The organism is Methylobacterium aquaticum (assembly GCF_001043915.1).
Taxonomy (GTDB): Bacteria; Pseudomonadota; Alphaproteobacteria; order Rhizobiales; family Beijerinckiaceae; genus Methylobacterium; species Methylobacterium aquaticum.
On record NZ_LABX01000027.1, the window covers coordinates 13884 to 40367 of the forward strand.

Sequence of the window (26484 nt, forward strand, 5' to 3'; positions counted from 1 at the left end):
GACGAGGCGGAGCCGCGGCAGGGCCGGGAAGACCAGCCGGACATGGACGGCTCCCGGGGTCCCACATCACGGCCTCATGGTAAACAAACGGCTAAGGCGCGTGGCCGATGCCGCGCTTCTTCGCTGTCGCGGGGGCTCAAACCCTATGAGACGCTGCAAATTTGATTCGAAAATTCTTGATATCAAAGCGCAATCCGCCAATTAACATGCGATAAATGTAAGCAAGACTATCGATCTATCGTCGATCTTGGCTCATTCGACGAGGGATGGATTTATAATCATCGGCAGTCAACATGAACGGATCGGGCCGACGGCGCGTCCCGCTCCGCGGGGCTGCGCCATCGGATGGAGGACGCGCTGGGCCCGGCCTCCGGGCGACCGAACGCAGGCGAGGCGCCGCCCCGCGCCGCTCGTCGCGCGCCTCAGGCGAGCCGCCGCCCCGAGGCCCCGGCTGCGAACAACCCCGCACGGGCGGGGTGCGGCCGTGCTCCCGGCTCCGGCCGCGTCCGTCAGGAGGGGGCGGGCCGGCGCGGCCGGGTTCCGGTCACGGGCATTCCGCGCCGGCCGTCCACTCGAAGGTCGTGCGCTGCTCGCGGGCATAGGCGGCGCAGGCCGCTTGCGGCACGCCATTCATGCAGAAGCGCTTCTGGCCGCCCGGAGGGGTCATCGCACAGGACCCCGTCCCCGAGGACGCGGGCGTGCCTGCCCCAGATGCGGGGGCGGTCTGGGGCGCCTGTGCCCGTGCGGGCCCGGCGGCCTGGATCGCGCCGAGGGCGAGAACGAGGGCGAGAGCGAGGGGCCTCGCGGCTGTGGAGGGTTTCGGCGGCATCGGTCGGTCCTCGATGAGTGGGGGCTTGTCCGGTCGTGCGATGGTGCGGAAACGCGCCGGCCGGAGCCTGCACCCGACCCGTTCCGGCCGGGCGCAGGCTCGCGACGAGGGCGCGTCAGCGGATGCGGATCATGGCGGCGACGCTGGGAACGCCGTTGGCGTCCATGGCGAAGAGCATCCAGGGCCCCGGCATCAGGATGCCCGGATCGGACGGCAGCGTCAGCCGGTACTGGGTGCCGGCCGTTCCGACGATCGCCAGGGGAACGCGGCGCTGGTCGTTGTTCACCGTATGCGTGGTGCTGCTCAGCCGCACCAGCGCGAAGCTCTGGACCATACGGTCGGTGGCCGCCGTGATCGTGCTCCCGAGGGAGGCGTTGGTCGGGGCGCTGGTGATCGCCGGGCGGCTCGCGAGCTGGCCGTTCGCCCCGTAGAGATAGGGCGGGGTCAGGATCTGGAGGTTCGGATGGTCCGCCCCGCAGCCGCCGCACAGGCCGCCGCCGGCCGACAGCACCCGGGCGTCCGGCAGGAGGAGCGCGACGCTGTGATAGGTCCGCGGCACGGCCATCGGCGCGAGGCGGACGACCGTGTTGCGGCTCGGCGACCACAGTTCCGGGAAGTAGACCGGGGTCGTGTCCGTGAACGGGATCGGAACGCTCTGACCGCCGATGGTCACGACGTCGCCGGTCGGCAGCACCACGCTGTTGTGGAAGGCACGGGCGAAGTTCAGCGGCGTCGCCGCGGCGACGGTCGGGGTCGATCCGAGGCCGCCGCTGATGTCGATCGTGTAGCTCGCGACGGTGGCCGGGACGTTCTGGTATTGCGGCGCGCCGCCGGCCTTGTAGATCCGGTTGACGTCGAACATCGTCGCGGTGCCGTTGATGGAGAAGGCGTCGTCGGCCCGGTTGCCGGCACTCGTCAGGGTGCCGTTCCCGCCCGTGCCGATCCAGTGCATCTGCCGGCTCGGCCCGGCATGGAAGACGGCGCCTTTCGACACGCCGAACATCCAGAAGTGATTGTCGGCGCGGTACATGTCCACCCCCGGCTCGGCGGCCGCGTCGCCGGACACGTTCGACAGCACGCGCCAGCTTCCGGTGGTCGGCGACCAGACCTCGGCGTTCTTGCCGCCGATGTTGCCCGACCACGAGCCGCCATAGGTCATCGCCTCACCGGTCGAGAGGGTGACGTTGGCGTTGTAGCCGCGCGCGATCTTGAGGGTCGGGCCGGTGCTCCACTGGTTCGTGGCCGGATCGTAGATCGAGGTCCCGCCGGAGGTGATGCCGCCGGTGATCATCATCCGGCCGTCGGACAAGAGGTTCGTGCCCGGGCAGAACATGTCGTGGTTGGTGTTCGCGACATAGGTGTCGTTGGAAGCCCCGGTCTTCGGGTCGAAGACCGTCAGCCAGGTCCCGGTGCCGGAGCCGAAGCTGGTCCGCTGCTCGGCCGCCCACATCATCACCTTGCCGGAGGGCGTCAGCGCGGCGGAGACGGGCACGAGGCCGAGGGTCGTGACGGGCGTCCAGGCGGAGGGCGCGGCCGGCGGCACCAGCGCGAACAGGCCGTTGCTCGCCGCCTGGCAATCCCATTGCACCACCGCGCCGCCCTGGTCGCGCGACGCATTGTTGACGTTCAGGCAACGGCCCGAATGCACGGCGACGACCTCGTAGACGTAGCCCACCTTGCGCAGGGTCCACAGACCGCCGGCCGCCGTCGCGTTGCAGGGCTGCTGGACGATGCCGGCGCCATTCGTGGTGGAGCCGCCATCGACGGTGAGGCAGAAGTTGGTCTTGATGTTGCGGACCTGGTAGCCGGTCCCGGACGGCACGAAGCTCCACTCCATGTGGACGCCGCCGTCGCAGGGCCATTGGTCGATCTTCACCCCCGCTGCCGTTTGGGCGTTCGGCACCTCGACGCACATGGCGGAGTGGTTGGCGACGATCAGTCCGGTCGGCGCCGGCGGCAGATCGCCCGGCACGGTGGCTCCGCCGGCATTCGCCCCGGTCCCGCTCCCGGATCCGGTGCCTGCACCGGTGCCGCCTGCCGTCCCACCACCCGTATTGCCGCCCGTCGTACCGCTCCCCGCCGCCGGGGCATTGAACGTCTGGTTGCCCTGCCCGTGGCATCCCCACTGGATCAGGGTCGCGCCGCTCGCCTTGTCGGCATTGTTGATGTCGAGGCAAAGGCCGGAATAAGCCGTGACCAGGCGATAACCGCCGTTCTGTGCTTGCGCCGACCAGGTCTGCTGGGCCGAGTTGTTGCAGGTGAATTGCAGGATTCCGCCCCCCGGAGTCTTGGAGAGCTGCGAATCCATGCACTGGCCGGTGGCCTGGTTGACCAGGGTGAAGCCGTTGCCGAACGGCTTGATCTGCCAGGTCTGGGCCGGGCTGCCGGTGCAGGCTTGCTGCTGCAACTGCGTCGCGGGCGTCGTTGTCCCGCCCGGGACCGTCACGCACAGGCCGGAATGCGAGGCGACGAGCGGTCCCGCTCCACTGCGCGCGTTGACGTCGAGCGGACTGGTCGCGGTGCTGCCGAAAGTCTGATTCGCCGATCCGCTGCACGTCCACTGAATCAGCGTCGTACCGGCCGATTTATCGGCATTGAAGACGTCGAGGCAGAGGCCGGAATAGGCTGTGATCAGACGGTAGCCGCCGTTCTGAGCCGCGGCCGACCAGGTCTGCTGGGCCGAGCCGTTGCAGGTGTATTGCAGGATGCCGGTTCCCCTGTTCTTGGAGAGCTGCGAATCCATGCACTGGCCGGTGGCCTGGTTGACCAGGGTGAAGCCGTTGCCGAACGGCTTGATCTGCCAGGTCTGGGCCGGGCTCCCGGTACAAGCCTGCTGCTCGAGCTGCGTCGCGGGCGCCGTCGTCCCGCCCGGTAATCCCACGCACAATCCCGAATGGGAGGCGATGACCGGCCCTGTCCCCGACAGGGACAAGAAATTGAGATCCGCCCGCGCCGGCGCATTGACGACGACAAAGCAACCTATCGACAACCCGTAAATTATCAAATTTTTTATCAATTGGGTAAATTCTACTTTCATAGAGCGACCCTCTCGCGAAGCCGGCAGGTTGGCCGCACTCTCGTGAGAAACATCTAAATTTCCCTGAACCTCTGCGGCAACCGGCGGAATCGCCTAGGGACATGGAGTATTTCACCATGCCTAGCTACGGTGTTGACCCGTGTCGAAGCCGCACTCCGGTGGCTTGCTTCGTGAGACATTGGTAAATGTTTCGGCTCGATTCGATTGAGCACGGCATGGAATTTATCACCCAGGCATGACCCCACCGTCAGACCTGCCCGGATGATTGCCGGGCATGGCCGCTTCATCGTGCGCTGCCTCTCCGACACGGGCGGGACCGAAGGCATGCGGGGGCCACCGGCGGCGCGCGGCCGAGGTGGCACGGCCCGTGTCTCCTCCGACGGATCAGTCAAATGGAGACCGACCTGCGGACGGTGCAGGACTGGCTCCTCAGCCGCGAAAGGGGCGATTCCCAGTGTTCGATGGCGCCCTCTTCATGCGTGATACCAACGGTCGTAGACCGCCACCTTTGGTTTCTGTCTCGAATTGCCGCCACGAGAGTCCGGTCCAAGGTCCGGGACGTCTGGGCTTGGTATTGACGCTTCGAGACAGGTCGACGGCCTCGTCGATCTCGGGCCTTCCCGAGATCCAATCGATGCGTCGGCATCTGAGGCCGTTGGCATCCCGCTTCGCGGAAGAAATCCCGGTCGGCGCCTTGTCGGCGGGGAGGCTGGCCAAGCCGGATTTCCTCCGCATCGCGGTATATCAGTTGTACACCGGCTTCGCCGTCCCGTGCGGATCAAACTGTCTCGCGAGAGTCGGGGCGATTGCCATCCTGGATTGCGCGTGTCTATTTGATCGTTGAGCGGCCATCACGATGGCTACAGCGTCACACCGAACCGTGGCACCTTCGCGCGATCGTCGATCGCCCCTCCCCTCTCCCACATCTGGCAGCGATCCCGGGCAGGCCCGAGATTGCCTGGGAGTCTTCTCTCAAAAATAGACGCTTAAAATCAATAACTCGCGGTGGTTCCATCGTTCCATCGCGCCTCCTCCGAAGGCATCGCCCCCCTGGCGGCGAACCGGCAGCTCGCTGCGGGCTCCGTTCCTCCCCGGCAAGGGGGCGAACGCCTCTCCCCGGACAGTCCTGCCTCGCGCGAATCGGCCGGCGGGTGTAGCGTCGCGCCATCGCCGCGCGATCCGTCGGACAGCGGACGACACGAACGGGACGAGGAGGGCCGATGCCGGAGCCGATCACCCAGACGGAATACTGGAACGGCGATGTCGGCGCGCGCTGGGCCGCGATGCAGGCGGAGCTCGACCAGGTTTTCGCGCCCTTGACCGCGGCGCTCCTCGACGGTGCCGGCCTCCGGCCCGGCGAGCGGGTGCTCGATATCGGCTGCGGCTGCGGCGAGACCGCTCTTCTGGCGGCGGCCCGCACGGGGCCGGGCGGCACCGTGACGGCGGTGGACGTGTCCCGGCCGATGCTGGAGCGGGCCCGCGCCCGGCCGGCCGGTGGGTCGCCGATCGCCTGGATCGAGGCCGACGCCCAGACCCATCCCTTCGCACCGGAGCACGACGTCGCGCTGTCGCGGTTCGGGGTGATGTTCTTCGAGGAGTCGCGGACGGCCTTCGCCAATGTCCGGCGGGCCTTGCGGCCAGGCGGGCGCCTCGTCGTGCTGTGCTGGCGCGCCCTCGCCGAGAATGCGTGGGTGCACGTCCCGCGCGACGCCGTGCTGACGGTGCTGCCCGAGCCGGCCCCGTCGCCACCGGGCGGGCCGGGACCGTTCCGGTTCGCGGATGGCGAGGCGCTGGTCGATCTCCTGGGGCAGGCCGGCTTCACCGGTGCTGCCGTCGCGCCGATCGATCATCCCGTGGCGATCGGCGCCGATGCGGAGGCGGCCGCGCGCTTTGCCGCCACTGTCGGGCCGATCGCCGGGCTCCTGCGCGAGATCGAGGATCCGGCCCTGCGCGAGCGGGCGCTGGCGGCTATGCGGCAGGCGATGCCGGCGGAGCGGCCGGTGCGCCTCGGTGCCGCCTGCTGGCTCGCGACGGCGGTCCATCCAGGCTGACCGGGGCCGCCCGCGCGGCCCCGCCGGCCTCCGGCGATCAGAGCGTGCCGGCCAGCACCGCCACGCCTGCCACCGCCACGGCGGCCCCCGCGACCGGAAGCGCCCGGCCCCGGGCGATCCGGCCGGCGGCGAGCACGAGGCCGAGTCCGGCGAGGTGCAGGAGCGCGCTCGCCGCCAGGAAGCCGAGGCCGTAGGCGAGGCCGGAGGCGGTCTCGGGCATCTCGGCGCCGTGAGCGTCGCCGTGGACCACCGCGAAGGCCCCGACGAGGGCGAGCGCCGCCGCGAGCGGCAGGCCGGCCCCGAACGCCGCCGCGAGGCCGAAGGCCACCAGCGACAGGCCGATCCCGGTCTCGACGAAGGGCAGCGCGGTCCCGGCGGCGCCGAGCATCCCGCCGACAGCCATCATGCCCAGGAAGGCCAGCGGCACCGCCCAGAGCGCCCGCCCGCCCTGGGCCGCCGCCAGCAGACCGACCGCCACCATGGCGAGCAGGTGGTCCGCCCCACTGAACGGATGGGCGAAGCCGTGGGCAAGCCCGGCGGCCCCGCCATGGCCCGGATGCGCGAGCGCGGCCTGGGCTGAGAGGAGCAGCAGGGCGGCGGCGAGGCCGGCGTGACGACGCATCATACCAACGGTCGTTGGAAACGACCTTTGGTTCCGTTCGCGAATTTTCGCCAAGCCTCTGGCTTGGCATCGAAAATTTGAGATGGTTCATCGGCCCGATGCGTCAGCATCTTGGGCCGATGGTATCATGGGGAACTCCGTGGGAGGGGTGGCGACACCGTGAGGCAGGGCACCGCAGGCCGGGCACCCATCCGGAACGGCCGGGCCGCGGCGGCGGCCATGCGGCAAACCGAGTCGCGCCGGGGTCCCGGATGCGACGCCTCAATCCTGACATGCTGGCGCCGGAGATAGCCCCGGGCAAGGGCCGCATCGGACCCTGGCGCCGATTGGGGATGCGTCTGCCGCCCGCCGTTGATTTCCCTGCGTGAGCCACGCATGGTCGGCGGCATCGCAGAGCGGACCGAAGCATCCTCGAGCCGTCGTGGCAGCCCCGCGGCGGTGCCGGAACCAGAAGGCGAAGGAGAGACGGTGAAGCGCGCGCGGCTCGACACGGTCGGATCCCAGCAGTCGCCTCGCAGCCGGTCCGCCGATCCGGGCCGGGAGCCGCCCCTCGACCTCTCGGGCGGCGCCTCGCCGCGGGCCGACCGGCGCGACGTCAATTTGCGCTGGCTCGCCGCCTGCGTGCTCACCGGCATGACCGGTGCCGGCCTGATCGGCTCGGCGATCTGGGTCTCGCTCCAGGGCGAGGTCACCTTCGCGGAACTGCCGCAGGCGGTGACCATCGCGTCCCGCCCGGTCGCCAGCGAGGGCGGCACCAACCTCGCCCGCAAGGGCGACCGGCTGGTGCGCAACCCGATGGTGGCGCTCGCCAAGCAGAGCTTCAAGGCGCCCGTGACCCTGAGGGCCGGCGAACGCGAGATCATCAAGGTCCGGCCCTTCGTGCGGATCGCCACCGCGCTCTCGACCACCGCCGGCATGGCGGCGACCGACATCCCGGCCTTCGACCCGATGCGCTTCTTCGCCGATCCGGGCACCGACCGCGCGCCGGAGGCGCAAGCCACGGCGCCCGCGGATGCGCCGGATGCCGAGGTGTCGGTGGTCAAGCGCGACCTTGGCGACCTCGCGGTGCCGGCCGGCTCCCCGGCCCTCTCGGACGACGACGTGGCGGCGCAGATCGAGGAGGAGCGGCGGCTCGCCGCCGAGGCCGGGCGGCGCGCGGCGCTGCCCATCGCCCCGCAATTGATGCTCTCGCGCACCCTGCGCAGCATGACGGCCCTGCCGGGCCTCGACGGCGCCAGCGATTTCGGCGGGGCGTCCGGCCCGTTCAAGTCGATCGAGGTCCGGGTGATGCGCGAGAACGTCACCGACCTCGCCAAGATGGAGCGCGAGCGCGACGCGCCGCTGGTCGAGGAGCGCGACGTCGCGATCAAGCGCGGCGAGACCCTGGAGGGCGTGCTCAAGGCCAATGGCGGCCTCGACGAGCAGATCCGCCCGATCCTGGCGGCCCTCGGCACGCGGGTCCGCTCCGGCGCGGTCGGCGAAGGCCAGCAGATGCGGCTCCAGATCGGTCCGGGCCCCCGGACCGGCGACCCGCGCCAGCTCACCCGGGTGATCCTGTACGGCGAATCCGGCGTCGAGGCGATTGCCGCCATGAACGACCGCGGCGCCTTCGTGTCGGTGGCCCCGCCGGTGCCCGAGGGGGCGTCCCAGAAGCCCGCGCCCAAGTCGGAGGCCGAGGACGACGACGAGGGCGGCACCGGCGCCCGCCTCTATGCCAGCCTCTACGAGACGGCCGCGCGCCATGACCTGCCGCGCTCCACCGTCGAGGATCTGGTGCGGATCTTCGGCTACGATGTCGATTTCCAGCGCCGCGTCGCCCAGGGCGACGGGATCGAGTTGTTCTACACCTACGACGATGAATCCGGCGGCTCGTCCGAGCGGCCCGACATCCTCTTCGCCGCCCTCAACCTCGGCGGCGAAGCGCGGCGGATCTACCGGTTCCAGTCGCCCGACGACGGCAGCGTCGACTATCTCGACGAGGCCGGCCGCTCGCTCAAGAAATTCCTGCTGCGCAAGCCCGTCGCCGACGGCAACATGAGTTCCGGCTTCGGCTATCGCCGTCACCCGGTGCTCGGCTACGCCAAGCTCCATACCGGCGTCGACTGGTCGATTCGCATCGGCACGCCGATCTTCGCCGCCGGCAACGGCACCGTCATCAAGGCGGAGTGGGATTCCGGCTACGGTCGCCGGGTCGAGATCCAGCACGCCAACGGCTACGTCACCACCTACAACCACATGTCGCGGTTCGGCCGCGGCATCAGCGCCGGGGTGAAGGCCCGCCAGGGCCAGATCATCGGCTATGTCGGCTCGACCGGCCTCTCGACCGGCGCGCACCTGCATTACGAGGTGATCATCAACGGCCACTTCGTGGATCCGATGAAGATCCGCGTGCCCCGCGGCCGCGAGCTGGACGGACGGCTGCTCGCCGAGTTCCGCCGCCAGCGCGACCAGATCGACGGGCTGATCCAGAAATCCGGCGCACCGACGACCCTGGCGCAGCGCGAGGCGATGCGCTGAGGCAACTCGTCAGGTGATCCGGCCGATGATCGCCTCCCGGGCCGCCCGCGAGCCGCAGAGCCGCTTCTTCGCCCGCTCCAGCACTGCCGACGGCGCCTCGGCCGGGGTGCCGGATGCGAAGGGCGGGGCGGGCGCGTATTCCAGGGTGAGCTGGACCGTCTCGGCCTCCTCGCGCCCGAGCAACTCGGCCACCACCGCGAGCCCGAAATCAATCCCCGAGGTCACGCCGCCGGCGGTGATCAGGGTGCCGTCGCGAACCACCCGGTCCTGCACCGGCACGGCGCCGAAGCGGGCGAGGAAATCGTGCGCGTACCAGTGCGTCGTGGCCCGCTTGCCCGCCAGCAGCCCGGCCGCGCCGAGCACCAGCGCCCCGGTGCAGACCGAGGTGAGGTAGCGGACCTCGGCCGCGCGCGTCCGCACGAAGTCCAGCACCGCCTCGTCCTCAAGAAGCGCGTTCACCCCGCTGCCGCCCGGGATGCAAAGCACGTCGAGGGGCGGGCAGGTCTCGAAGGTCGTGGTCGGCACGAACGGGATCCCGGTGGCCGAGCGCACTGCCTCCCCGTCCTTCCAGATCAGGTGGACCGCGCTGTCCGGCACCGAGGCGAAGACCTCGTAGGGACCGGTGAGGTCGAGCTGCTGGACCTGCGGAAAGACGAGGATTCCGAAGCTGAGCGACAAGGGTGGGCCTCCCGGTGAGGCGTCAGGATCGTATGGGAGGGCGGTGGGTGGCAAGGGCGAAGGAGGATGAAGACGGTCGTGCGTCAGAGCGCGGTCCCGCTCCTCCCTGCCCGCACGTATCCCCGGGAGATCAGGCGGTCCTGCTGGCGGATGCGGCGCTCGGCCTCGCTGAGATCCGCGAGCGCGTCGGCGATCGCCCGGCGCAGGGCCAGGCCCGCATCGCCCCCGGCGGCCATGAGATAGGCCGCCGCGATCGTCTCGACGCCGGGCGCTCTCCCGTCCCATCGTTCCGCCGGCTCGTGACTCATGACCCATCCCCGCAACGGCGCCGGACTCGGCCGGCCCGCGTTAGAACATATCATGAACAAGCCACGGCCCGGCGGCCCGGTCAAGCTGTCTTCCCACTCGATCGTCCCAGCCGGACGGCGGCACAGGGCGTGGTGTCACATGGCGTGGTATCACATGGCGTGGTGTGGAGAACGGAGATGGCGGTGGTTCAGGGCGTCCAGGTCGCCGCGGGATCGCCGGCCCTGACCGGCGCCTCGACGTAGCGCCCCGTCTCCGGCACCGCCACCACGGCGAAGTCGCGGGCGAGCGCGTGCAGGGCCTGGCGCAGGCCCGGGCCGTGCAGGGGCCGGCCGTGGCCGGTCAGGGCCAACTCGGGTTCGAGCTGGGCGAGAACCTCGACCGAGCGCCCGGCGGCGTCCCAGTCGATGGTGAGGTAGCGCGGGGGGCCGTGCATCTCGGGCGCCTGGGTGGCGACGGCGTAGCCCGATTCCTGCGCCGTGGCGACGACAGCGTCCCCGGCGATCAGCGTCCGGTCGGCGGCGCGCCAGAGCGAGACATGGCCGGGGGAATGGCCCGGGGTGTGGATCCAGCGCCAGCCCGGCAGGGGCGGCACGCTGCCATCCTCCGGCAACAGGCGCAGGCGGGCGCCGACATCGACGGGACGGGTCGGAAACAGCGGCGAGAGCCGGGCGACGAGGCCGCCGCCGACGCCCGGATCCGGGGCCGGATAGGCGGCGCTGCCGTCGAGATAGGGCCGCTCCAGGGGATGCGCCCAGACCGGAACGTCCCAGACCTCCGCCAGGTCCTCGAGGGCCCCGACATGGTCGAAATGGCCGTGGGTGAGCACGATCGCGGCCGGGCGGGCCCCGGCGCCGAACCGGGCGGCGGCCGCCGCTTCGATGGCGGCGCGCGATCCCACGATCCCGGCATCGATGAGCACCCAGCCCCGGTCGCCGGCCCCCGGCCGGCCCAGATACGCGACGTTGACGATCGCGTGGCGCTGACAGGCGAGGTCCGGCCGCAGGGCATGGGTGCCGTCCGGACCGGCGGGTGCGTCGGCGACCGACTCGGGGCCGATCGGGATCTGCTGGGTCATGCCGGCACCTCGCGACGGGGATGTCCGGCTCAATGCTCCCAAGGAGTATCTGTTCCGCGTTCGCTCATGTCCGCGATCGCCCATGCGGCGCGATCGCCCATGCGGAAAGGCCCGCCGCCTCGGCCGAGGCGGCGGGCCTTCCTGACCGGCGATGGCCAGGGGGCGCTTCAGCGCTTGCCCAGCATCTCCATCGGCGTGCGGTAGGTCTCCCGCGCCGTGACGATCGAGACCGCCGCGATGCCGGCCGTGGCGGTGACGAAGGCGGCGACCGGGACCCAGCCGGTCGGGCCGTCGCCGAGGAGCGACGCGCTGATGACCGGGGCGAAGCCGCCCAGCGCGAAGCCGATCTGCGTGCCGATCGCCATGCCCGACAGGCGGACCTTGGTGTCGAACATCTCACCGTAGAGCGACGGCCACACCCCGTTGGCCGCGCTGTAGACCACGCCCGAGAGCAGGATGCCGAAGACGAAGATCAGGGGCAGGTTGCCCTGGCTGATCGCCCACATGTAGGGCCAGATCAGCGCGGCGGAGCCCAGCGCCCCGAAGATGAAGACCGGGCGGCGGCCGATCCGGTCGGCGAGCGCGGCGAAGGCCGGGATCGCGCCGAGCGCCACGACGTTGGCGAGGATCAGCACCGTCAGCATCGTCGGACGGTCGATCTTCATCGTGTTGACGGCATAGGACAGGGTGAAGACGCTGAAGATCGTGCTCACCACCGAGACCAGCGCCGCGAAGATCACCCGCAGCACGTCGTCCCACTGCTTGCGGAACAGCACCGCGACCGGCAGGCCCGCCGTCTCGTTCTCCTGCTCCTTCTCGAAGACCGGGGTCTCCGGCAGGGTGCGGCGGACCCAGAAGCCGACCGCGACCACGAGGGCGCTGAGGAAGAACGGGATGCGCCAGCCCCAGGACAGCATCTGCGCCTCGGGCATCTGGGTGATCGGCAGGAAGACCAGGGTCGCGAGGATCAGCCCGGCCTGGGTGCCGCTCAGGGTGAAGCTGGTGAAGAAGGCGCGCTTGTTGGCGGGCGCGTGTTCGAGGGTCATCGAGTTGGCGCCGGCCTGCTCGCCGGCGGCCGAGACGCCTTGCAGCAGGCGGGCGATGACGAGGAGGATCGGCGATAGGATGCCGATCTGGTCGTAGGTCGGCAGGCAGCCGATCATGAAGGTCGAGAGGCCCATCAGCAGCAGCGTGAAGGTGAGCACCTTCTTGCGGCCGAAGCGGTCGCCGATATGGCCGAGCGCCACCGCGCCGAGCGGGCGGGTGATGTAGGCGACGCCGAAGGTGGCGAACGACGCGATCGCCGCAGCTTGCGGGTTTCCGGCGGAGAAGAACAGCTTCGGGAAGATCAGCGCTGCGGCGGTGCCGTAGATGAAGAAGTCGTAATACTCGACCGCGCTGCCGATCCAGCTCGCGAGCGCGGCTTTCCTCGGGGTTCTCACGGCGTCGGTCTCGGTCTCGGCGAGCGACGCGGCGCTCGCCGGAACGGCAGTAGAGGTCATCGGGCGTTTCCTGTCGGAGGGAAGGACGGGCCCGTTGGGTCGGGCCGCATTCTTGAAGGATTGGGTCGCGGCGCAGGGCCGACGACCGGGGTCGGCTCAGGCCGTCTGGCCGAGCTCGGCGAAGTGACGCAGCATCCGCTCCGGATCCGGGGTCAGGCCGGTGATGAGGCGGAACGCCTCGACCGCCTGGAACACCGCCATGCCGCCGCCATCGAGGGTGCGGCAGCCGATCCGGCGTGCCTCGCGCAGGAGCGCGGTCTCGAGGGGGAAGTAGACGATCTCGGCGACGAACAGCCCGGGGTGGAGGTACTCGGCCGGCAGCGGCAGGCCCGGATACTTGTCCATGCCGGTCGGCGTGCAATGGACGAGGCCGTCGGCGGCCGCCACCTCGGCGGCGAGGTCGGTGCAGGCCCGCGCTCGGCCGACGCCGAAGCGCTCGCACAGGGAGGCGGCGACCGAGGCCGCCCGTGCCGGATCGATGTCGTTGAGGACGAGGTCTCGGACCCCGAGGGTGAGAAGCGCGTGGGCCACCGCGGCGCCGGCGCCGCCGGCGCCGAGCTGCACCACGCGGTTCAGCGCGACATCCGGCAGGCCGCGCCGGAACGCCTCGGCGAAGCCCCACCAGTCGGTGTTGTGGCCGACGCGCTTGCCGTCGCGCAGGACGACGGTGTTGACGGCGCCGAGCGCGGCCGCGTCGGGCGACAGCGCGTCGAGATGGGCGAGCACCGCCTGCTTGCACGGATGGGTGATGTTGAGGCCGGAGAATCCCATCCGCTCGGCCGCGGTGAGCAGCTCCGGCAGCGCATCGGCGCCCAAGGCCAGCTTTTCCAGGTCGATCTTCTGGTAGAGGAGGCGCAGGCCCTGCGCGTCGCCCTCGTGCTCGTGCATCGCCGGGGTGCGGGACGCCTGGATGCCGTTGCCGATCAGGCCGGCCAGCACGGATGTGGGGTTCGCGCCCATCGGCGGGCTCCTCTCGAACGTTCCTCGGATGGCGCGATTGCGACGCGCTTGAATCGAATTGTACTAACCGGTACGTTCATGTCAAGCGCCAAAGGCGGGAGGCCGGACGGTCCCCGCGTCGGGCTCGACGGAGCCGGCCCCGTTTGCGATGAGAGCCGGCGGACGAGCGGAGGGGAGAACGCGATGAGGAAGGCGATCGCCACGGTGTCGCTGAGCGGCACGCTGATCGAGAAGCTGGAGGCGATCGCGGCGGCGCGGTTCGACGGGGTCGAGATCTTCGAGAACGACCTTCTGTTCCATACCGGCTCGGCCCGCGACGTGCGCCGCTACGCCTCCGATCTCGGTCTCTCGATCGACCTGTTCCAGCCGTTTCGCGATTTCGAGGGCGTGTCGGACGAGCAGCTGAAGCGCAACCTCGACCGGGCCGAGCGCAAGTTCGACCTGATGGAGGAACTCGGCGCGCCGCTGATCCTGGTCTGCTCGAATGTCGGCACCGAGGTGTCGGACGACGACGCGCGGATGGCCGACCAGCTCTACCGGCTCGCCGAGCGGGCGGCGAAGCGCGGCCTGAAGATCGGCTTCGAAGCCCTGTCCTGGGGCACCCGGGTCCGCACCTTCGACCGGGCCTGGGGCATCGTCGAGCGGGCGAACCACCCGCATCTCGGCCTGATCCTCGACAGTTTCCACACCCTCGCCCTCCCCGACGACTGGTCGGGCATCGCCAGCCTGCCGGGCCAGCGGGTGTTCTTCGTCCAGTTGGCGGACGCGCCGCGCATCGGCATGAACCCGCTGACCTTGAGCCGCCACTTCCGCTGCCTGCCGGGCCAGGGCGATCTCGACGTGCCGGGCTTCCTCCAGGCGGTGCTCGCCTGCGGCTATACCGGCACGATCTCGCTCGAGATCTTCAACGACGACATGCGGGCTGCGCCGCCGCGCCAGACCGCCGCCGACGGCCACCGTTCGCTGCTCTTCCTGGAGGAGCGGGTGCGGCGCACCGAGGAGGCGGCGGCGCAAGCTCCCTCCCCGGCCCGCCGCCCCCGCCGCCGGGTCGAGCTGTTCGATCCGCCGCTGCCGCCGGCCATCGCCGGCCACCGCTTCATCGAGGTGGCGGTGGACGAGCGCTGCGAGGGGGGGCTGGCGCGCCTCCTCGGCCAGCTCGGCTTCACCCGGCTGGGGCACCACCGCAGCAAGGCGGTGACGCTCTACGGCCAGGGCGAGATCCGCATCGTGCTCAACCGCGAGCCGGATTCCTTCGCCTCATCCTATTTCCTGATGCACGGCCCCTCGGTCTGCGCCCAGGCCATCGCCACCGACGACGCGCTCGCGGCCCTCGGCCGGGCCGAAAGCTATGGCGCCGCCCGGTTCGGCGGCCGGATCGGGCCGGACGAAAACACCTTCCCGTCGATCCGCGCGCCGGATGGCAGCCTGATCATCCTCACCGACCCGCAGACCGGCGGCGATTTCGAGCGCGACTTCGTGATGGACGGTGCGGCCGAGCCCACGGGCCTGCTCACCCGCGTCGACCACGTGGCGCAGGCCCTGCCGGACGGCCAGCTCGATTCCTGGGTGCTGTTCTACCGCGCGGTGCTCGGCCTCGAGCCGGAGGACGTGGTGGTCCTGCCCGACCCGTATGGGCTGGTGCGCAGCAAGGCGATGTCGAATGCCGAGCGCACCCTGCGGATCCCGCTCAACATCTCGGAGAGCCGCAACACCGCCACCGCCCGCCTGGTGACGAACTTCGCGGGCGCGGGCGTGCACCATATCGCGCTGTCCACCGACGACATCTTCGCGGCGGCCGAGGCGCTCAAGGCCGCCGGTGCGACCTTGCTGCCGATCCCGGCCAATTACTACGACGACGTGGCGGCCCGCTTCGGCCTCGACGATGCGCTCATCGCCCGGATGCAGAGCTTGAGCATCCTCTACGACCGGGTCGGCGAGGGCGAATTCCTCCAGCTCTACACGACGCCGTTCGAGGAGCGGTTCTACTTCGAGATCGTGCAGCGCAAGGGCGGCTACGACCTGTACGGGGCGCCGAACGCCCCGGTGCGGATGGCGGCCCTGGCGGCGTTGCGGGGCCCGAACCTGTCGCAGGTGCTGCGGTAGGTGTGTGGGAGGGGCGGGCACGCCGCCCCTCTGGTCCGGATCGCACGGGCAGACGTCTTCTCGATCGGCGCGACGACATTGAGAACCTCCTGGTCATTCCGGGATCCGCTGCGCGGCCCCGGAATGACCAGGAGGGCGACACATCCGTCGCGTATTCGTGGTCAACAGAGTTTCCAAGCAAAAAGCCACCGGAAGCACGGCGTCCGAGGGGTTTTGTCAAGCCGAAATCGAAGCTTATAAACTGCGACGCGGAAGAAATCCCGGTCTGCGGCGAGAGCGCTTCACGATCGCGGTGCAATCGCGAAGCTTCTCTCGCTGTTTGATTTGACCAAATTGTCTACGACGAACCGGTATCCACTTCGTCGGACGATGCTCTAGTCGTCGGGGTGGCTGGCCAGGCCGGATTTCCTCCGCGCCGCGGCATGTTACTTCTTCTCGTCCGCCTTCGGCGCCGCCGCGGTCTTCTCGATCTTGGCACTCTCGCGCAGCTTGGTGATGATGTCCTGCTGCGTCTTGCGGGTGAGGTAGGCTTCGACCTGCTCCTTCATCTCGTCGAAGCTCGGCACCGGCTTGGTGCGCTTCTCCTCGACCTTGATGACGTGCCAGCCGAACTGGGTCTTGACCGGGTCGGAGATCTTGCCCGCCTCGAGCTTGAACGCCGCGTCGGCGAAGGGCGCGACCATCCGCTCCTTGGTGAACCAGCCGAGATCGCCGCCCTCGGCCTTCGAGCCGGGATCCTTCGAGGTCTCGGCCGCGACCTTGGCGAAGTCCTCGCCGCCCTTCAGGCGCGCGGCGATCTTCTTGGCCTCGGCCTCGTTGTCGACGAGGATGTGGCGGGCATGCACCTCCTCCTCCGGCTTCATCGCCTTGACGGTCTCGTCGTAGAGCGCCCGCTCGGCCTGCGGCGTCACCGCCTTCTTGGCCTCGCGCTCCAGGTACTCGTCGAGGAGGAGCTTGTCGCGGAAATAGGCGAGCTTGCGGACGAAGTCCGGGTTGTCGCCGATCTTGGCCTTCTCGGCCGCCTGGGCGCCGATCTTCAGGTCGACCATGTAATCGACGAGGAGGTTCTTCTTCTGGGCGTCGTCGACGCCGGGCAGCGACAGGGCCGGGTCGTCGGCTGCGACCGCGAGGTCGCCGGCGGTGATGGTCGCGCCGTTGACCTTGGCGACGACCGTGTCGGGCGACGGGGCGGGCGTGGCCGCAGGCGCCGGCTGCTGGGCGAGCGCCGCGCCCGGTACCAGTCCAGGCAAGATCAGCCCGAGGGCGAGCGCGCCGTTGCGCCAGAGGGGAGAGAGGGTCGGCATGGCGTGATCCTTGGGGCCCGTGCGCGATGTCGGTTCGAGACCGGCGGACAGGTGGCAAAGATCGGCGAACAAGACAAGCGGTGCGCGCGCCACAGCGGCAGGGCCGCTGCCACGATCACGGAGTCCCCGCGGATGCCGTGATCCGCGGGGATGCCGGAGCGCGTCAGGGCTCAGTAGCCGGTCGAGGCGACCTCGACCCGGTCGCCGCGGCGGGCGAAGGCGACCGAGGCGGCGGCGCCGTCCTGGGTGCCGGGCACCGAGAAGCTGACGACCTGGCCGGAGCCGAGGGTGGTGATGACGCGCAGCGGGGTCGCCGCCGCGGCGTCGGACGGGGCCAGGGTCGCGACGACGCGCAGGCCGTCCTTCTCGACGGTGTAGTAGGCCGAGCCGCGCACCGGGCCGAGATCGAGGCTGTGGGCTTGGCGCGGGTTCAGTTCGGAGGCGCCGGCCGCCGTCGCGAGAACGACGCCGAGGGTGGTGAGAGAGAGGAGACGCATCGGTGGTCCAGGTGTTCTGTCCGGGGCGAGGAACGCATCCGGAAAGCCGGGATCTGCCGGGAGACAGGAGTAAAACATTCGCCATGGTGCGACGCAATAGAAACATATTGCATTGCACCATCGTGCGTCTACGCTCGCGCGCCTGCATTCTTGCTCATGATTGGCGCGCCGACCGCGGGGCGGCCCGGACTGCCCGTTCCGTGTCGGCACCGGCCTCCCGTGACCTGGGGGCCGCCCTGCCCTACCTGCTCCGTGCCCCTCGCCTCAACGCTTTCCGATTGATCGCTTCGCGATGCGGAAAGCGGCGTCGCTCAGGTGCCGCGCGGGCTGGTCATACGCTGTCGGGAAACAATCTTCCGGACAGCGTATCCTTCGGTCGATCCGCGCCGCCTGCCGTCGCCGACCCGGAGCCCGGACGGTCGTGGTCAGCCCTCCATGAGAAGCCCGCCATGAGCACCTACCGTTTCGACAGGCTCCTGAGCCCCCGCTCGGTGGCGCTGGTGGGCGCGAGCGCCCGGCCGAACGCCTTCGGCGCCGCGATCCTGCGCAATCTGCGCGAGGCGGGCTTTGCCGGCCCGATCTGGCCGGTGAACCCCCGCCACGACCATGTCGACGGGGTGCAGGCTTTCGCCGACCTCGCCGACCTGCCCGAGCCCGCCGACCTCGTGGTGATCGTCACCCCGCCGGAGACCGTGCCGGAGGTGGTGGCGGCGGCGGGCCGCCGGGGCTGCGGTGCGGCCGTCATCATCACCACCGGCCTCGGCAGCGGGCCGGGTTCGCTGGCGGAGGCCGCGCGGGCGGCGGCGCGGCGGCATTCCCTGCGCCTCGTCGGGCCCGACAGCATGGGGCTGGCGGTACCGCGGGCCGCCCTCAATGCCAGCCTGCTCGCCCGGGCGCCGCTCCCCGGCGACCTGGCGCTGATCTCGCAGTCGCGCACGGTGGCGGCCGGCATCGTCGCCTGGGCGCAGGCGCGCGGCACCGGCTTCTCGGGCATCGTCTCCCTCGGCAACGCGATCGACGTCGACATCGCCGATTGCCTCGACCACTTCGCCACCGACCTCCGCACCCGGGCGATCCTGCTCTCGATCGACAGCGTCTCCGACGCGCCGAAATTCGTGTCGGCGGCGCGGGCCGCCGCGCGGGCAAAGCCCGTGGTGGTGCTGCGCTCCGGCCGGCACGACGCCGCCCGGGCGGCGGACGGCCGGCAAGCCACACCGCAAGCCAGCCCGCAAGCCAGCCATACGGGGATCACCCATACGGGGATCCTGGCCCGCACCGACGCGGTCTACGACGCCGCCTTCCGGCGCGCCGGCCTGTTGCGGGTGCAGGACCTCGACGAGATGTTTTCGGTGGTCGAGACCCTGGGGCGCCAGCGCCCCTTCCCGGGCCGGCGCCTCGCCATCCTGGCCAATGGCCGCGGCGTCGGGGCCATCGCGGTCGACCGGCTCATCGATCTCGGCGGCACCCTGGCGGGCCTGTCGGAGGAGACGCGGGGGCGGCTCGCGGCGGCTTTGCCGGGCACGAATCCGGCAGCCTGGCGCAACCCGGTCGATATCGGCGCCGATGCCGACGGGCCGCGCTACGCCGCCGCCCTGGAGGCCCTGATCGCCGACCGCGATAACGATGCCGTCCTGGTCATCAACGTGCCCACCGCCCTCTCGGGCGGCGAGGCGGTGGCGAGCGCGATCGTCGAGGCGGTGAAGACCGGCCGCAAGGGCAGCTTTCGCGCCCGACCGGTCTTCGCCGTCACGGTCGGCGACGAGGCGGCGGGCGAGATCCTGAGCCAGGCCGGCATCCCGCGCTTCGCCACCGATGCCGACGCCGTCGAGGGCTTCACCCATCTGGTGCGCTACCGCGAGGCGCAGGACGACCTCACCACCACCCCGGCGATGCTGCCCGCCGACCTGGTCCCGGATCCCGGCGCCGCCCGGATGATCGTCGATCACGTGCTGGCCGAGGGGCGGACCTGGCTCGACCCGCGCGAGATGGCGGACCTGCTCGCCGCCTACGGCATCCCGGCCCAGCCGGTGACGCTGGCCGCCGATGCCGATGCGGCGGCGGAGGCGGCCTGGCCGATCATCGCGGCGGGCGGGACGGTGGCGCTCAAGCTCGTCTCGCCGGACGTGGTGCACAAGTCCGATGTCGGCGGCGTGCGGCTGGGGCTCTCCAGCGAGGCGGCGGTGCGGGAGGCCGCGGCCGAGATGCGGGCCCGGGTGGCGCGGGAGCGGCCCGCCATCCGGGTCACCGGCTTCGTCGTCCAGGCGATGCTGCGCCGGACGCAGGCCCGCGAGCTGATCGCCGGCCTCGCCGACGATCCGGTCTTCGGCCCCGTCGTGGTGTTCGGCCGCGGCGGCACGGCCGTCGAGGTGATCGACGACCGGGCGCTGGCGCTCCCGCCCCTCGACCGGCGGCTGGCCGCCGACCTGATCGGCCGGACCCGGGTCGCGCGCCGGCTCAAAGCCTATCGCGACGTCGCGGCGGCGGACGAGGCGGCGGTGGCCCTGGTGCTGGTCAAGCTCGGCCAGCTCGCCGCCGACCTGCCGGAATTGCGCGAACTCGACATCAACCCGCTGCTCGCCGATTGCGACGGCGTCATCGCCCTCGATGCCCGTGCGGCGGTTGCGCCGTTGCCGCCTGAGCGCCGGCGCGACGCGGGCGCCGGCCCGAGCCATGCCCGCTTCGCCGTGCGGCCCTATCCGGCGGCCTGGGAGCGCCACATCACCCTCGACGGCCAGGCGATCCTGGTGCGGCCGGTGCGGGCCGAGGACGAGGGGCTGTTCGAGGCGTTCTTCCGGCGGGTCAGTGCCGAGGACCTGCGCCTGCGCTTCTTCGCCCCGGTGCGCGACTTCAGCCACGCCTTCCTGGCCCGCCTGACCCAGCTCGACTACGCCCGCGCCATCGCCTTCGTGGCGATCGAGGAGGCGACCGGCACGATGATGGGGGCGGTGCGCCTTCATGCCGACGCCAACCACGAGGCCGGCGAATACGCGATCCTGGTCCGCTCCGACCTCAAGGGCCTCGGCCTCGGCTGGGCGCTGATGGGGCTGATGCTCGACTGGGCCCGGGCCGAGGGCCTGCGCCATGTCGAGGGGCAGGTCTTGCGCGAGAACACCACCATGCTGGCGATGTGCCGCAAGCTCGGCTTTGCGGTAAGGACGGATCCCTCCGACCCCGACCTGATGCTGGTGCGGCGCGCCCTGTCGGAGGAGAGCGCCGCGCCCGAATCCTGACGCCACCCATGCGCGACACCCATCCCCTCGACATTGCCGGCGGCCTGCTGCTCACCGCCGCCGCGGGCTACGTCGATGCCGTCGGCTTCCTGCGGCTCGACGGGCTCTACACCTCGTTCATGAGCGGCAACTCGACCCAGTTCGCGGTCTCGCTGTCGCAGGTCGGCCATCCGGTCGCCTGGGAGATCGGCCATCTGTTCCTGTGCTTCCTCACCGGGGGCTTCTGCGGCAGCCTGGTGTCGCTGCGCTTGCCGGGGCGCTGGGGGCCGGCCGCGGTCCTCGGCGTCGAGGCAGCGCTTCTCGTCGTCGCGCTCTCGTTCGCGTTCAGCCCGGCGCAAGGCCCGGTGGCGCCCATCCTCGCCGCCGCCATGGGGGCGCAGAACGCGGCGCTCCGCCGCAGCGCGGGCTTCCGCCCCGGCGTCACCTTCGTGACCGGCACCCTGTTCAGCCTCAGCCACACCCTGGCGCAAGCCGCGACGCGGCAGGGCTGGGCCTTCGGCTGGGTGCCGGATGCCTGCACCTGGCTGGCCCTGGTCTGCGGGGCGGTGGCGGGCGGCTTCGCCTACCGGGGCTACGGGCTGGAGGCGCTGGTGATCCCGGTGACCGGGGTCGGGCTGGTCCTGGCCCTCGCGATCGGACGGGCGGTGCGGCCGAGGGCGGCGGCGTGAGCGACGGACCGCCCGCGCCGCCGCCCGGCGACTTCGTCCATCTCCGGCGCGATCCCGCCAGCGGCGTCGAGGCGGTGACGGCGCGGTTCCTCGGCCATGCCTACGACATGCACCACCACGACGAGTGGCTGGTCGGCGTCACTCACGCGGGCATCCAGGATTTCTACTGCCGCAGGGCGCGCCGGCAGAGCGTCGCCGGGCAGGTGATCCTGATCGAGCCCGGCGAACGCCACGACGGGCAGGCCGTGCGGGAGCCGGGCTTCCGCTACAGCATGCTCTACCTGCCGCAGGACTGGCTGCGGGGCGCGATGGGCGGCAGCGACGCGAGACTGGGCTTTCGCCGCACGCTCGCCGACGACCGGCATCTCGGCGGGGCGGTCGCCCGGGCGTGCCGCGCCGTGTTCGATGCCGCCTCGCCCCTTGGGACCGATGCGGCCCTGGATGACCTCGCCGGGCATCTGCGCCGCCATCTCGGCGCCCGGGCCTCCACGCCCCCGCCCGACGGCGATCCGGTCGTCGCCGAACGGGCGATGGATTTCATCCGGGCGCAGGCCGCGACGCCTTTCGGCCTCGACGCCCTGGCGCGGGCGGCCGGGGCCGCCGACCGGTTCCAGCTCGCCCGCGCCTTCCGCCGCCGCTTCGGCACCTCGCCCCATGCCTGCCTGGTCGAGATCCGGCTGGCCCGGGCCCGGGCGCTGCTGCGCGCCGGGACGCCGCCGGCCGAGGCCGCACTCGCCGCCGGCTTCTCCGACCAGAGCCATCTCGGCCGCTGGTTCCGCCGCGCCTACGGCCTCACCCCGGCGGCCTACCGGAGCGGGCGCACGAACGTTCCAGACGCCGGCCTCGCGCTCGATTAGCCCTGGCGGCGAGCCGCGAGGGAGCTTGTTCACAATGTTCGACACCAAGGTGGCCATCCTGGTCCGCGACGACCTGGCCGTGTGGCAGAAGCTGAACGTGACCGCCTTCCTGGCGACCGGCATCGCCGGCGCCGTGCCCGAGGCCATGGGCGAGCCCTACCGGGATGCGGCCGGGCGCTCGCATGCCCGCCTGCTCGGCCAGCCGATGCTGATCTTCGCCGCGACCGCCGAGATGCTCCAGCGCGCCTGGCAGCAGGCGATCCAGCGCGATCTCATCCGCAGCGCCTATGTCCGGGCGATGTTCGAGACCGGCCACGATGCCGCCAACCGCGCGGTGTTCGCCCGTGAGCCCGCCGACGCGCCGGACCTCGTCGGCCTCGCCCTCTACGGCCCGAAGAAGGACGTCGACAAGGCGACAAAGGGGGCAGTGCTGCATCCGTGAGGGCCGGGGCTGTTCCGGGCACACTGGTTGAAGATCGCGGGCGCCCCGTCTTCTCCCCGGACCGTCGCATCGCGCCGGCTTGCGACCCCACTCCCGCAATCAGACTTCGGCGATGATGGGGGAGTCAAAGTTTACAAAAATCCGAAAGGATGCCCTATTCCTTCAAATGGTCGAGGGGCAGCGCCGTGGTGTACTTCACCTGATCCAGCGCGAAGCTCGACCGGATCTTCGCCACGCCGGGAATCCGGGTGAGGTGATCGACGATCAGCCGCTGGTACTGGGCGAGATCCTCGACCACGACGCGCAGCATGTAGTCGGCCTCGCCGCTCATCAGGTAGCATTCCATCACCTCCGGCCGGTGGCGGATGGCGTCGGAGAACGCCTGGAGGGCGGCCTGGGTCTGCTTCTCCAGCGAGACGTGGACGAAGACGTTGACGTGGAGGCCGAGCGCCTGCGGGTCGGCCACCGCGACGCAGCGCCGGATGATGCCGCGGGCCTTGAGATCGGCGACCCGGCGCCAGCATGGCGAGGTCGAGAGGCCGACCGCCTCGGCGAGGTCGCCGATGCCGATCTCGCTGTCCTGCTGCAAATGCTCGAGGATGCGGATCGAGGCCGGGTCGAGGTCGACGGGTCTGGCCGGCACGCTTTTGTCTCCCGGCAGGCGAAAGGCGGTCTGACCCTGCGCCGCAGCAGACTTGCGTTGGCAGGCCACCGCTTCGTCCGCTTCGGTTCCTGTTTGATCGCAGATTTTTGCCGCCGAACCGGTGACCACTTCGGCGAAATCGGCTTAGCACGTCTCAGGCGGCCGGCGCAGCCTGATCGTTCCACAGCCACGCCGCCCCGCGCACCCCCGAGGCGTCGCCGTGGCGGCTCGGCCGGATCGGCGTGGCGAAGCCGCCGCCGAAGATGTGGGGGGCGACGCGCGCCGGGAGGGCCTCGTAGATCTCCGGGATCGTCGAGAGGCCGCCGCCGAGCACGATCACGTCCGGGTCGAGGAGGTTGACGACACCCGCGAGGCCGCGCCCGAGCCGGTCGAGCCAGACCGCGAAGGTCTCCCGCGCCGCATCGTCGCCCCGGCGCATCGCCGCGACGATCGCCTCGCCGGTCATTGTCCGGCTGGTGCGGCGGGCATGGTCGGCGGCCAGTCCCGGCCCCGAGAGCCAGGTCTCGAGGCAGCCATGCCGGCCGCAATAGCAGGCCGGGCCCGGGCGCTCGTCGTCGCGGGGGGCGGGCAGCGGGTTGTGGCCCCATTCGCCGGCGATGCGCTGGCGCCCGGACAGGGCCCGGCCCGCGAGCGCGATGCCGGAGCCCACGCCGGTGCCGAGGATCACCGCCCAGACGACCGCGGCCCCCTGCCCCGCCCCGTCGACGGCCTCGGAGACCGCCAGGCAATTGGCGTCGTTCTCCAGCCGCACCGGGCGGGCGAGGCGTGTCGCGAGGTCGTCGCCGACCGGCCGGCCGTTGAGCCAGGTCGAGTTGGCGTTCTTGACGAGGCCGGTCTCCGGCACCAGCGCGCCGGGAATGCCGATCCCGACGGTGCCGGTGCCGCCGGCCTCGCTCTCCAGCGCGGCGACGAGGGCCGCGATGGCCCGGAGCGAGGCGTCGTAATCGCCCCGCGGGGTCGCGATCCGCCGCTCGGCCAGGACCCGGCCGCCGGGATCGAGGGCGATCCCGGCGATCTTGGTGCCGCCGAGATCGATGCCGATGCGCAAGGCGCTCATCCGGCTCAAGGCGCGACCGGAACCGGCTTCTCGTCGGCGATCTCGGTGCCGATGGCGAGGGGATTGGCCATCACCTCGCGCAGCTTGACCGGATCGAGTTCGCCCTCCCAGCGGCTGACCACCACGCAGGCGACGCCGTTGCCGACGAGGTTGGTGAGGGCCCGGCATTCCGACATGAACTTGTCGATGCCGAGGATCAGCGCCATCGCGGCCACCGGGACCGGGTTGCCCGGGATGGCGGCCAGCGTGGCGGCGAGCGTGATGAAGCCGGCGCCGGTGACGCCCGAGGCCCCCTTTGAGGTCAGCATCGCGACCGCGATGATGGTGGCGTATTGCCCGAAGCTGAGATCCGCCCCCACGGCCTGGGCCAGGAACAGCGTCGCCAGCGTCATGTAGATGTTGGTGCCGTCGAGGTTGAACGAGTAGCCGGTCGGGATGACGAGGCCGACCACCGAGTCCGAGGCGCCCAGCCGCTTCATCTTCTGCATCATGTGCGGCAGCACCGTCTCGGACGAGGAGGTGCCGAGCACGATCAGCAGTTCGTCCTTGATGTAGGCCAGGAACTTGAGGATCGAGAAGCCTGAGAAGCGGGCGATCGATCCGAGCACCACCAGCACGAAGAGCAGGCTGGTGAGGTAGAAGGTGGCGACGAGGCCCGCGAGGTTGCCGAGCTTGCCGATGCCGTACTGGCCGATCGTGTAGGCCATGGCGCCGAAGGCACCGATCGGCGCGAGCTTCACGATCATGCCGATGATGCGGAAGAAGATCTCGCCCGCCGCCTCGATGGCGTGGATCGCCGGCTTGCCGCGCTCGCCGAGGCCCGTGATGACGACGCCGGTCAGCACCGCGATCAGCAGGATCTGGAGCAGGTCGCCGCCCGCGAAGGCGTCGAAGTAGCTCTTGGGGATGATCGCCATGATGTGGGCGATGGTGGAATCGGCCTGGGCCTTGCTGACGTAGCCGGCCACCGCCTTGGCGTCGAGCTGCTCCGCCGTGGCGCCGAAGCCGGCGCCCGGCTGGACGATCTCGCCGACGATGACGCCGATGACGAGGGCGAGCGAGGACACCACCTCGAAATAGACCAGCGCCTTGAGGCCGACGCGGCCGACCTTCTTCAGGTCGCCGATCGACGCGATGCCGTGCACGATGGTGCAGAAGATGATCGGTGCGATCATCATCTTGATGAGCGCGATGAAGGCGTCGCCGAGCCACTTCATCGCCTTGGCGGTATCGGGCGCCGCATAGCCGAGCAGCACGCCGAGGGCGATGGCGATCAGAACCTGGATGTAGAGCACCTTGTACCAGGGCTGCGAGGAGCCCGGTGCCGTTGCGGACGGCGTGGTGTGTTGCATGATCGTTCTCTCCCCACGGGGCCGGCCGCCCTGGGATCGACCGTCGCGGCATGGCCTTCACCGCGTGCTTGATCCGGGACTCCCTCACGGCCGGGACAGTGTAGGAAGTCGGGATTGGTCGTTCCTAGCGGAAAATGACCCGAAGCTCCGGCCGCCGCGATGCCGGCCTCCGGGTTCGGTAACGCGGCATGCCGCGCAGGGGGCCTGTCGTCAACGGCCCCGCGGCCCGTTTCGGCCGCCTGTCACGAATTGGCAGCGCTTGTAATCCCGCGATCCGCGAGAATCGGCGTGCGGGCGCGCGATGCGCGCGGTCTGGCCGCGATCCCTCCCCAGGCTGCCCTGCGGCAGGCGTGAGTCCAACTGGCCTGATTGATCCGGACCGGCCTGCCGGGTGCGGGCTGGGCGCGGCCTCCGGTCCGGTCCCGGATGGTTACGTGGCGGCCCGCTCGGTCCGCGGGGGCATTCCGCGCGCCAGCCCGCCTCCACGCGAGGGCCGGCCTCGGATTCCGGCGGCGGCCGGCATCGCCCCGATCCTGCGCCCGCGCCTCGCGGCGCGGACGGTGGCGCGAGCCGGTCTCACGGGGTCGGCTGGGTCCGGCGCGGGCGCACGGTCCAGCGTTCAAAGGCCGGCGTGCCGTCGTCGCGGGCCGCATCCCCGCCCGGCACCGCGGCGCCCAGCGCCTGGGACAGGCTCTCGATCACGTCGTCGATGCGGGCATCAGGGTGGGGC

General features: G+C 70.9%; 20 protein-coding genes. 7 read left to right on the forward strand and 13 right to left on the reverse strand.

Features of this window, described 5'->3' with window-relative positions; all coding sequences use genetic code 11:
- Positions 1-544: 544 nt before the first annotated feature.
- Together VP06_RS38510 and VP06_RS03305 are read right to left on the reverse strand one after the other, a co-directional pair.
- Positions 545-667 carry a hypothetical protein gene (locus VP06_RS38510; protein ID WP_280950157.1) on the reverse strand — a complete coding sequence of 41 codons (123 nt, stop codon included), beginning with the start codon at positions 665-667 and terminating at the stop codon, positions 545-547.
- Between the two features lie 277 nt (positions 668-944).
- Positions 945-3866 carry an RICIN domain-containing protein gene (locus VP06_RS03305; RefSeq protein ID WP_048462414.1) on the reverse strand — a complete coding sequence of 974 codons (2922 nt, stop codon included), beginning with the start codon at positions 3864-3866 and terminating at the stop codon, positions 945-947.
- 1220 nt (positions 3867-5086) lie between these two features.
- On the opposite strand from VP06_RS03305, the gene VP06_RS03310 reads away from it, so the two are divergent.
- Positions 5087-5917 carry a class I SAM-dependent methyltransferase gene (locus VP06_RS03310; protein WP_048462415.1) on the forward strand — a complete coding sequence of 277 codons (831 nt, stop codon included), beginning with the start codon at positions 5087-5089 and terminating at the stop codon, positions 5915-5917.
- Positions 5918-5954: 37 nt separating this feature from the next.
- On the opposite strand, the gene VP06_RS03315 is transcribed toward VP06_RS03310, so the two are convergent.
- On the reverse strand, positions 5955-6539 hold the full coding sequence (locus VP06_RS03315; RefSeq protein WP_156295433.1) for a HupE/UreJ family protein: 585 nt from the start codon (positions 6537-6539) through the stop codon (positions 5955-5957).
- Between the two features lie 468 nt (positions 6540-7007).
- On the opposite strand from VP06_RS03315, the gene VP06_RS03320 reads away from it, so the two are divergent.
- Complete coding sequence (locus VP06_RS03320) at positions 7008-9056, forward strand: M23 family metallopeptidase (protein ID WP_048462417.1); 2049 nt, start codon at positions 7008-7010, stop codon at positions 9054-9056.
- Positions 9057-9065: 9 nt separating this feature from the next.
- Here the strand turns inward: VP06_RS03320 and VP06_RS03325 are convergent, their stop codons facing one another.
- The 5 genes from VP06_RS03325 to VP06_RS03345 all read right to left on the reverse strand — a co-directional run bounded on the left by VP06_RS03325 (position 9066) and on the right by VP06_RS03345 (position 13580).
- Positions 9066-9734, reverse strand: coding sequence for a DJ-1/PfpI family protein (locus VP06_RS03325; protein WP_048462418.1), 669 nt, complete (start codon positions 9732-9734; stop codon positions 9066-9068).
- A gap of 83 nt (positions 9735-9817) precedes the next feature.
- Positions 9818-10042 (reverse strand): hypothetical protein, encoded by a 225-nt coding sequence (locus VP06_RS03330; protein WP_048462419.1) that lies wholly within the window; start codon positions 10040-10042, stop codon positions 9818-9820.
- Between the two features lie 188 nt (positions 10043-10230).
- Complete coding sequence (locus tag VP06_RS03335; RefSeq protein ID WP_048462420.1) at positions 10231-11118, reverse strand: MBL fold metallo-hydrolase; 888 nt, start codon at positions 11116-11118, stop codon at positions 10231-10233.
- A gap of 167 nt (positions 11119-11285) precedes the next feature.
- Complete coding sequence (locus tag VP06_RS03340) at positions 11286-12620, reverse strand: MFS transporter (RefSeq protein ID WP_048462421.1); 1335 nt, start codon at positions 12618-12620, stop codon at positions 11286-11288.
- A gap of 96 nt (positions 12621-12716) precedes the next feature.
- Positions 12717-13580, reverse strand: a complete 864-nt coding sequence (locus tag VP06_RS03345; RefSeq protein WP_048462422.1) for a shikimate dehydrogenase — start codon at positions 13578-13580, stop codon at positions 12717-12719.
- Between the two features lie 183 nt (positions 13581-13763).
- Between VP06_RS03345 and VP06_RS03350 the strand changes: the two genes are divergently transcribed.
- Entirely contained in the window at positions 13764-15683 is a 1920-nt protein-coding gene (locus VP06_RS03350; protein ID WP_048462423.1) for a bifunctional sugar phosphate isomerase/epimerase/4-hydroxyphenylpyruvate dioxygenase family protein, read from the forward strand.
- A gap of 425 nt (positions 15684-16108) precedes the next feature.
- Here the strand turns inward: VP06_RS03350 and VP06_RS03355 are convergent, their stop codons facing one another.
- Complete coding sequence (locus VP06_RS03355; protein ID WP_048462424.1) at positions 16109-16987, reverse strand: peptidylprolyl isomerase; 879 nt, start codon at positions 16985-16987, stop codon at positions 16109-16111.
- 170 nt (positions 16988-17157) lie between these two features.
- A complete protein-coding gene (locus VP06_RS03360) occupies positions 17158-17484 on the reverse strand; it encodes a hypothetical protein (protein WP_048462425.1) in 327 nt (108 codons plus the stop codon).
- A 449-nt stretch (positions 17485-17933) separates the two neighbouring features.
- On the opposite strand from VP06_RS03360, the gene VP06_RS03365 reads away from it, so the two are divergent.
- From VP06_RS03365 to VP06_RS03380, 4 genes are read left to right on the forward strand one after another with little or no spacing between them, the layout of a single operon-like run.
- A complete protein-coding gene (locus tag VP06_RS03365; RefSeq protein WP_048462426.1) occupies positions 17934-20714 on the forward strand; it encodes a bifunctional acetate--CoA ligase family protein/GNAT family N-acetyltransferase in 2781 nt (926 codons plus the stop codon).
- A gap of 8 nt (positions 20715-20722) precedes the next feature.
- Complete coding sequence (locus tag VP06_RS03370; RefSeq protein ID WP_048462427.1) at positions 20723-21382, forward strand: YoaK family protein; 660 nt, start codon at positions 20723-20725, stop codon at positions 21380-21382.
- A complete protein-coding gene (locus tag VP06_RS03375; RefSeq protein ID WP_048462428.1) occupies positions 21379-22239 on the forward strand; it encodes an AraC family transcriptional regulator in 861 nt (286 codons plus the stop codon). The genes VP06_RS03370 and VP06_RS03375 overlap by 4 nt, the downstream gene beginning before the upstream one ends.
- A gap of 34 nt (positions 22240-22273) precedes the next feature.
- Positions 22274-22681 carry a DUF2000 domain-containing protein gene (locus VP06_RS03380; protein ID WP_048462429.1) on the forward strand — a complete coding sequence of 136 codons (408 nt, stop codon included), beginning with the start codon at positions 22274-22276 and terminating at the stop codon, positions 22679-22681.
- A gap of 154 nt (positions 22682-22835) precedes the next feature.
- On the opposite strand, the gene VP06_RS03385 is transcribed toward VP06_RS03380, so the two are convergent.
- The 3 genes from VP06_RS03385 to VP06_RS03395 form a co-directional block, all read right to left on the reverse strand.
- Complete coding sequence (locus VP06_RS03385) at positions 22836-23324, reverse strand: Lrp/AsnC family transcriptional regulator (protein ID WP_048462430.1); 489 nt, start codon at positions 23322-23324, stop codon at positions 22836-22838.
- A 154-nt stretch (positions 23325-23478) separates the two neighbouring features.
- Positions 23479-24402 carry an ROK family protein gene (locus VP06_RS03390; protein ID WP_048462431.1) on the reverse strand — a complete coding sequence of 308 codons (924 nt, stop codon included), beginning with the start codon at positions 24400-24402 and terminating at the stop codon, positions 23479-23481.
- A 5-nt stretch (positions 24403-24407) separates the two neighbouring features.
- A complete protein-coding gene (locus VP06_RS03395) occupies positions 24408-25754 on the reverse strand; it encodes a dicarboxylate/amino acid:cation symporter (RefSeq protein WP_048462432.1) in 1347 nt (448 codons plus the stop codon).
- Between the last annotated feature and the right edge of the window lie 730 nt (positions 25755-26484).

Bases quoted from the DNA above. Each gene is read 5' to 3' on its own strand.
- VP06_RS38510 (WP_280950157.1), bottom strand. From the start codon at position 667: ATGACCCCTCCGGGCGGCCAGAAGCGCTTCTGCATGAATGGCGTGCCG.
- VP06_RS03305 (WP_048462414.1), bottom strand. From the start codon at position 3,866: ATGAAAGTAGAATTTACCCAATTGATAAAAAATTTGATAATTTACGGG.
- VP06_RS03310 (WP_048462415.1), top strand. From the start codon at position 5,087: ATGCCGGAGCCGATCACCCAGACGGAATACTGGAACGGCGATGTCGGC.
- VP06_RS03315 (WP_156295433.1), bottom strand. From the start codon at position 6,539: ATGCGTCGTCACGCCGGCCTCGCCGCCGCCCTGCTGCTCCTCTCAGCC.
- VP06_RS03330 (WP_048462419.1), bottom strand. From the start codon at position 10,042: ATGAGTCACGAGCCGGCGGAACGATGGGACGGGAGAGCGCCCGGCGTC.
- VP06_RS03335 (WP_048462420.1), bottom strand. From the start codon at position 11,118: ATGACCCAGCAGATCCCGATCGGCCCCGAGTCGGTCGCCGACGCACCC.
- VP06_RS03340 (WP_048462421.1), bottom strand. From the start codon at position 12,620: ATGACCTCTACTGCCGTTCCGGCGAGCGCCGCGTCGCTCGCCGAGACC.
- VP06_RS03345 (WP_048462422.1), bottom strand. From the start codon at position 13,580: ATGGGCGCGAACCCCACATCCGTGCTGGCCGGCCTGATCGGCAACGGC.
- VP06_RS03350 (WP_048462423.1), top strand. From the start codon at position 13,764: ATGAGGAAGGCGATCGCCACGGTGTCGCTGAGCGGCACGCTGATCGAG.
- VP06_RS03355 (WP_048462424.1), bottom strand. From the start codon at position 16,987: ATGCCGACCCTCTCTCCCCTCTGGCGCAACGGCGCGCTCGCCCTCGGG.
- VP06_RS03360 (WP_048462425.1), bottom strand. From the start codon at position 17,484: ATGCGTCTCCTCTCTCTCACCACCCTCGGCGTCGTTCTCGCGACGGCG.
- VP06_RS03365 (WP_048462426.1), top strand. From the start codon at position 17,934: ATGAGCACCTACCGTTTCGACAGGCTCCTGAGCCCCCGCTCGGTGGCG.
- VP06_RS03370 (WP_048462427.1), top strand. From the start codon at position 20,723: ATGCGCGACACCCATCCCCTCGACATTGCCGGCGGCCTGCTGCTCACC.
- VP06_RS03380 (WP_048462429.1), top strand. From the start codon at position 22,274: ATGTTCGACACCAAGGTGGCCATCCTGGTCCGCGACGACCTGGCCGTG.
- VP06_RS03390 (WP_048462431.1), bottom strand. From the start codon at position 24,402: ATGAGCGCCTTGCGCATCGGCATCGATCTCGGCGGCACCAAGATCGCC.
- VP06_RS03395 (WP_048462432.1), bottom strand. From the start codon at position 25,754: ATGCAACACACCACGCCGTCCGCAACGGCACCGGGCTCCTCGCAGCCC.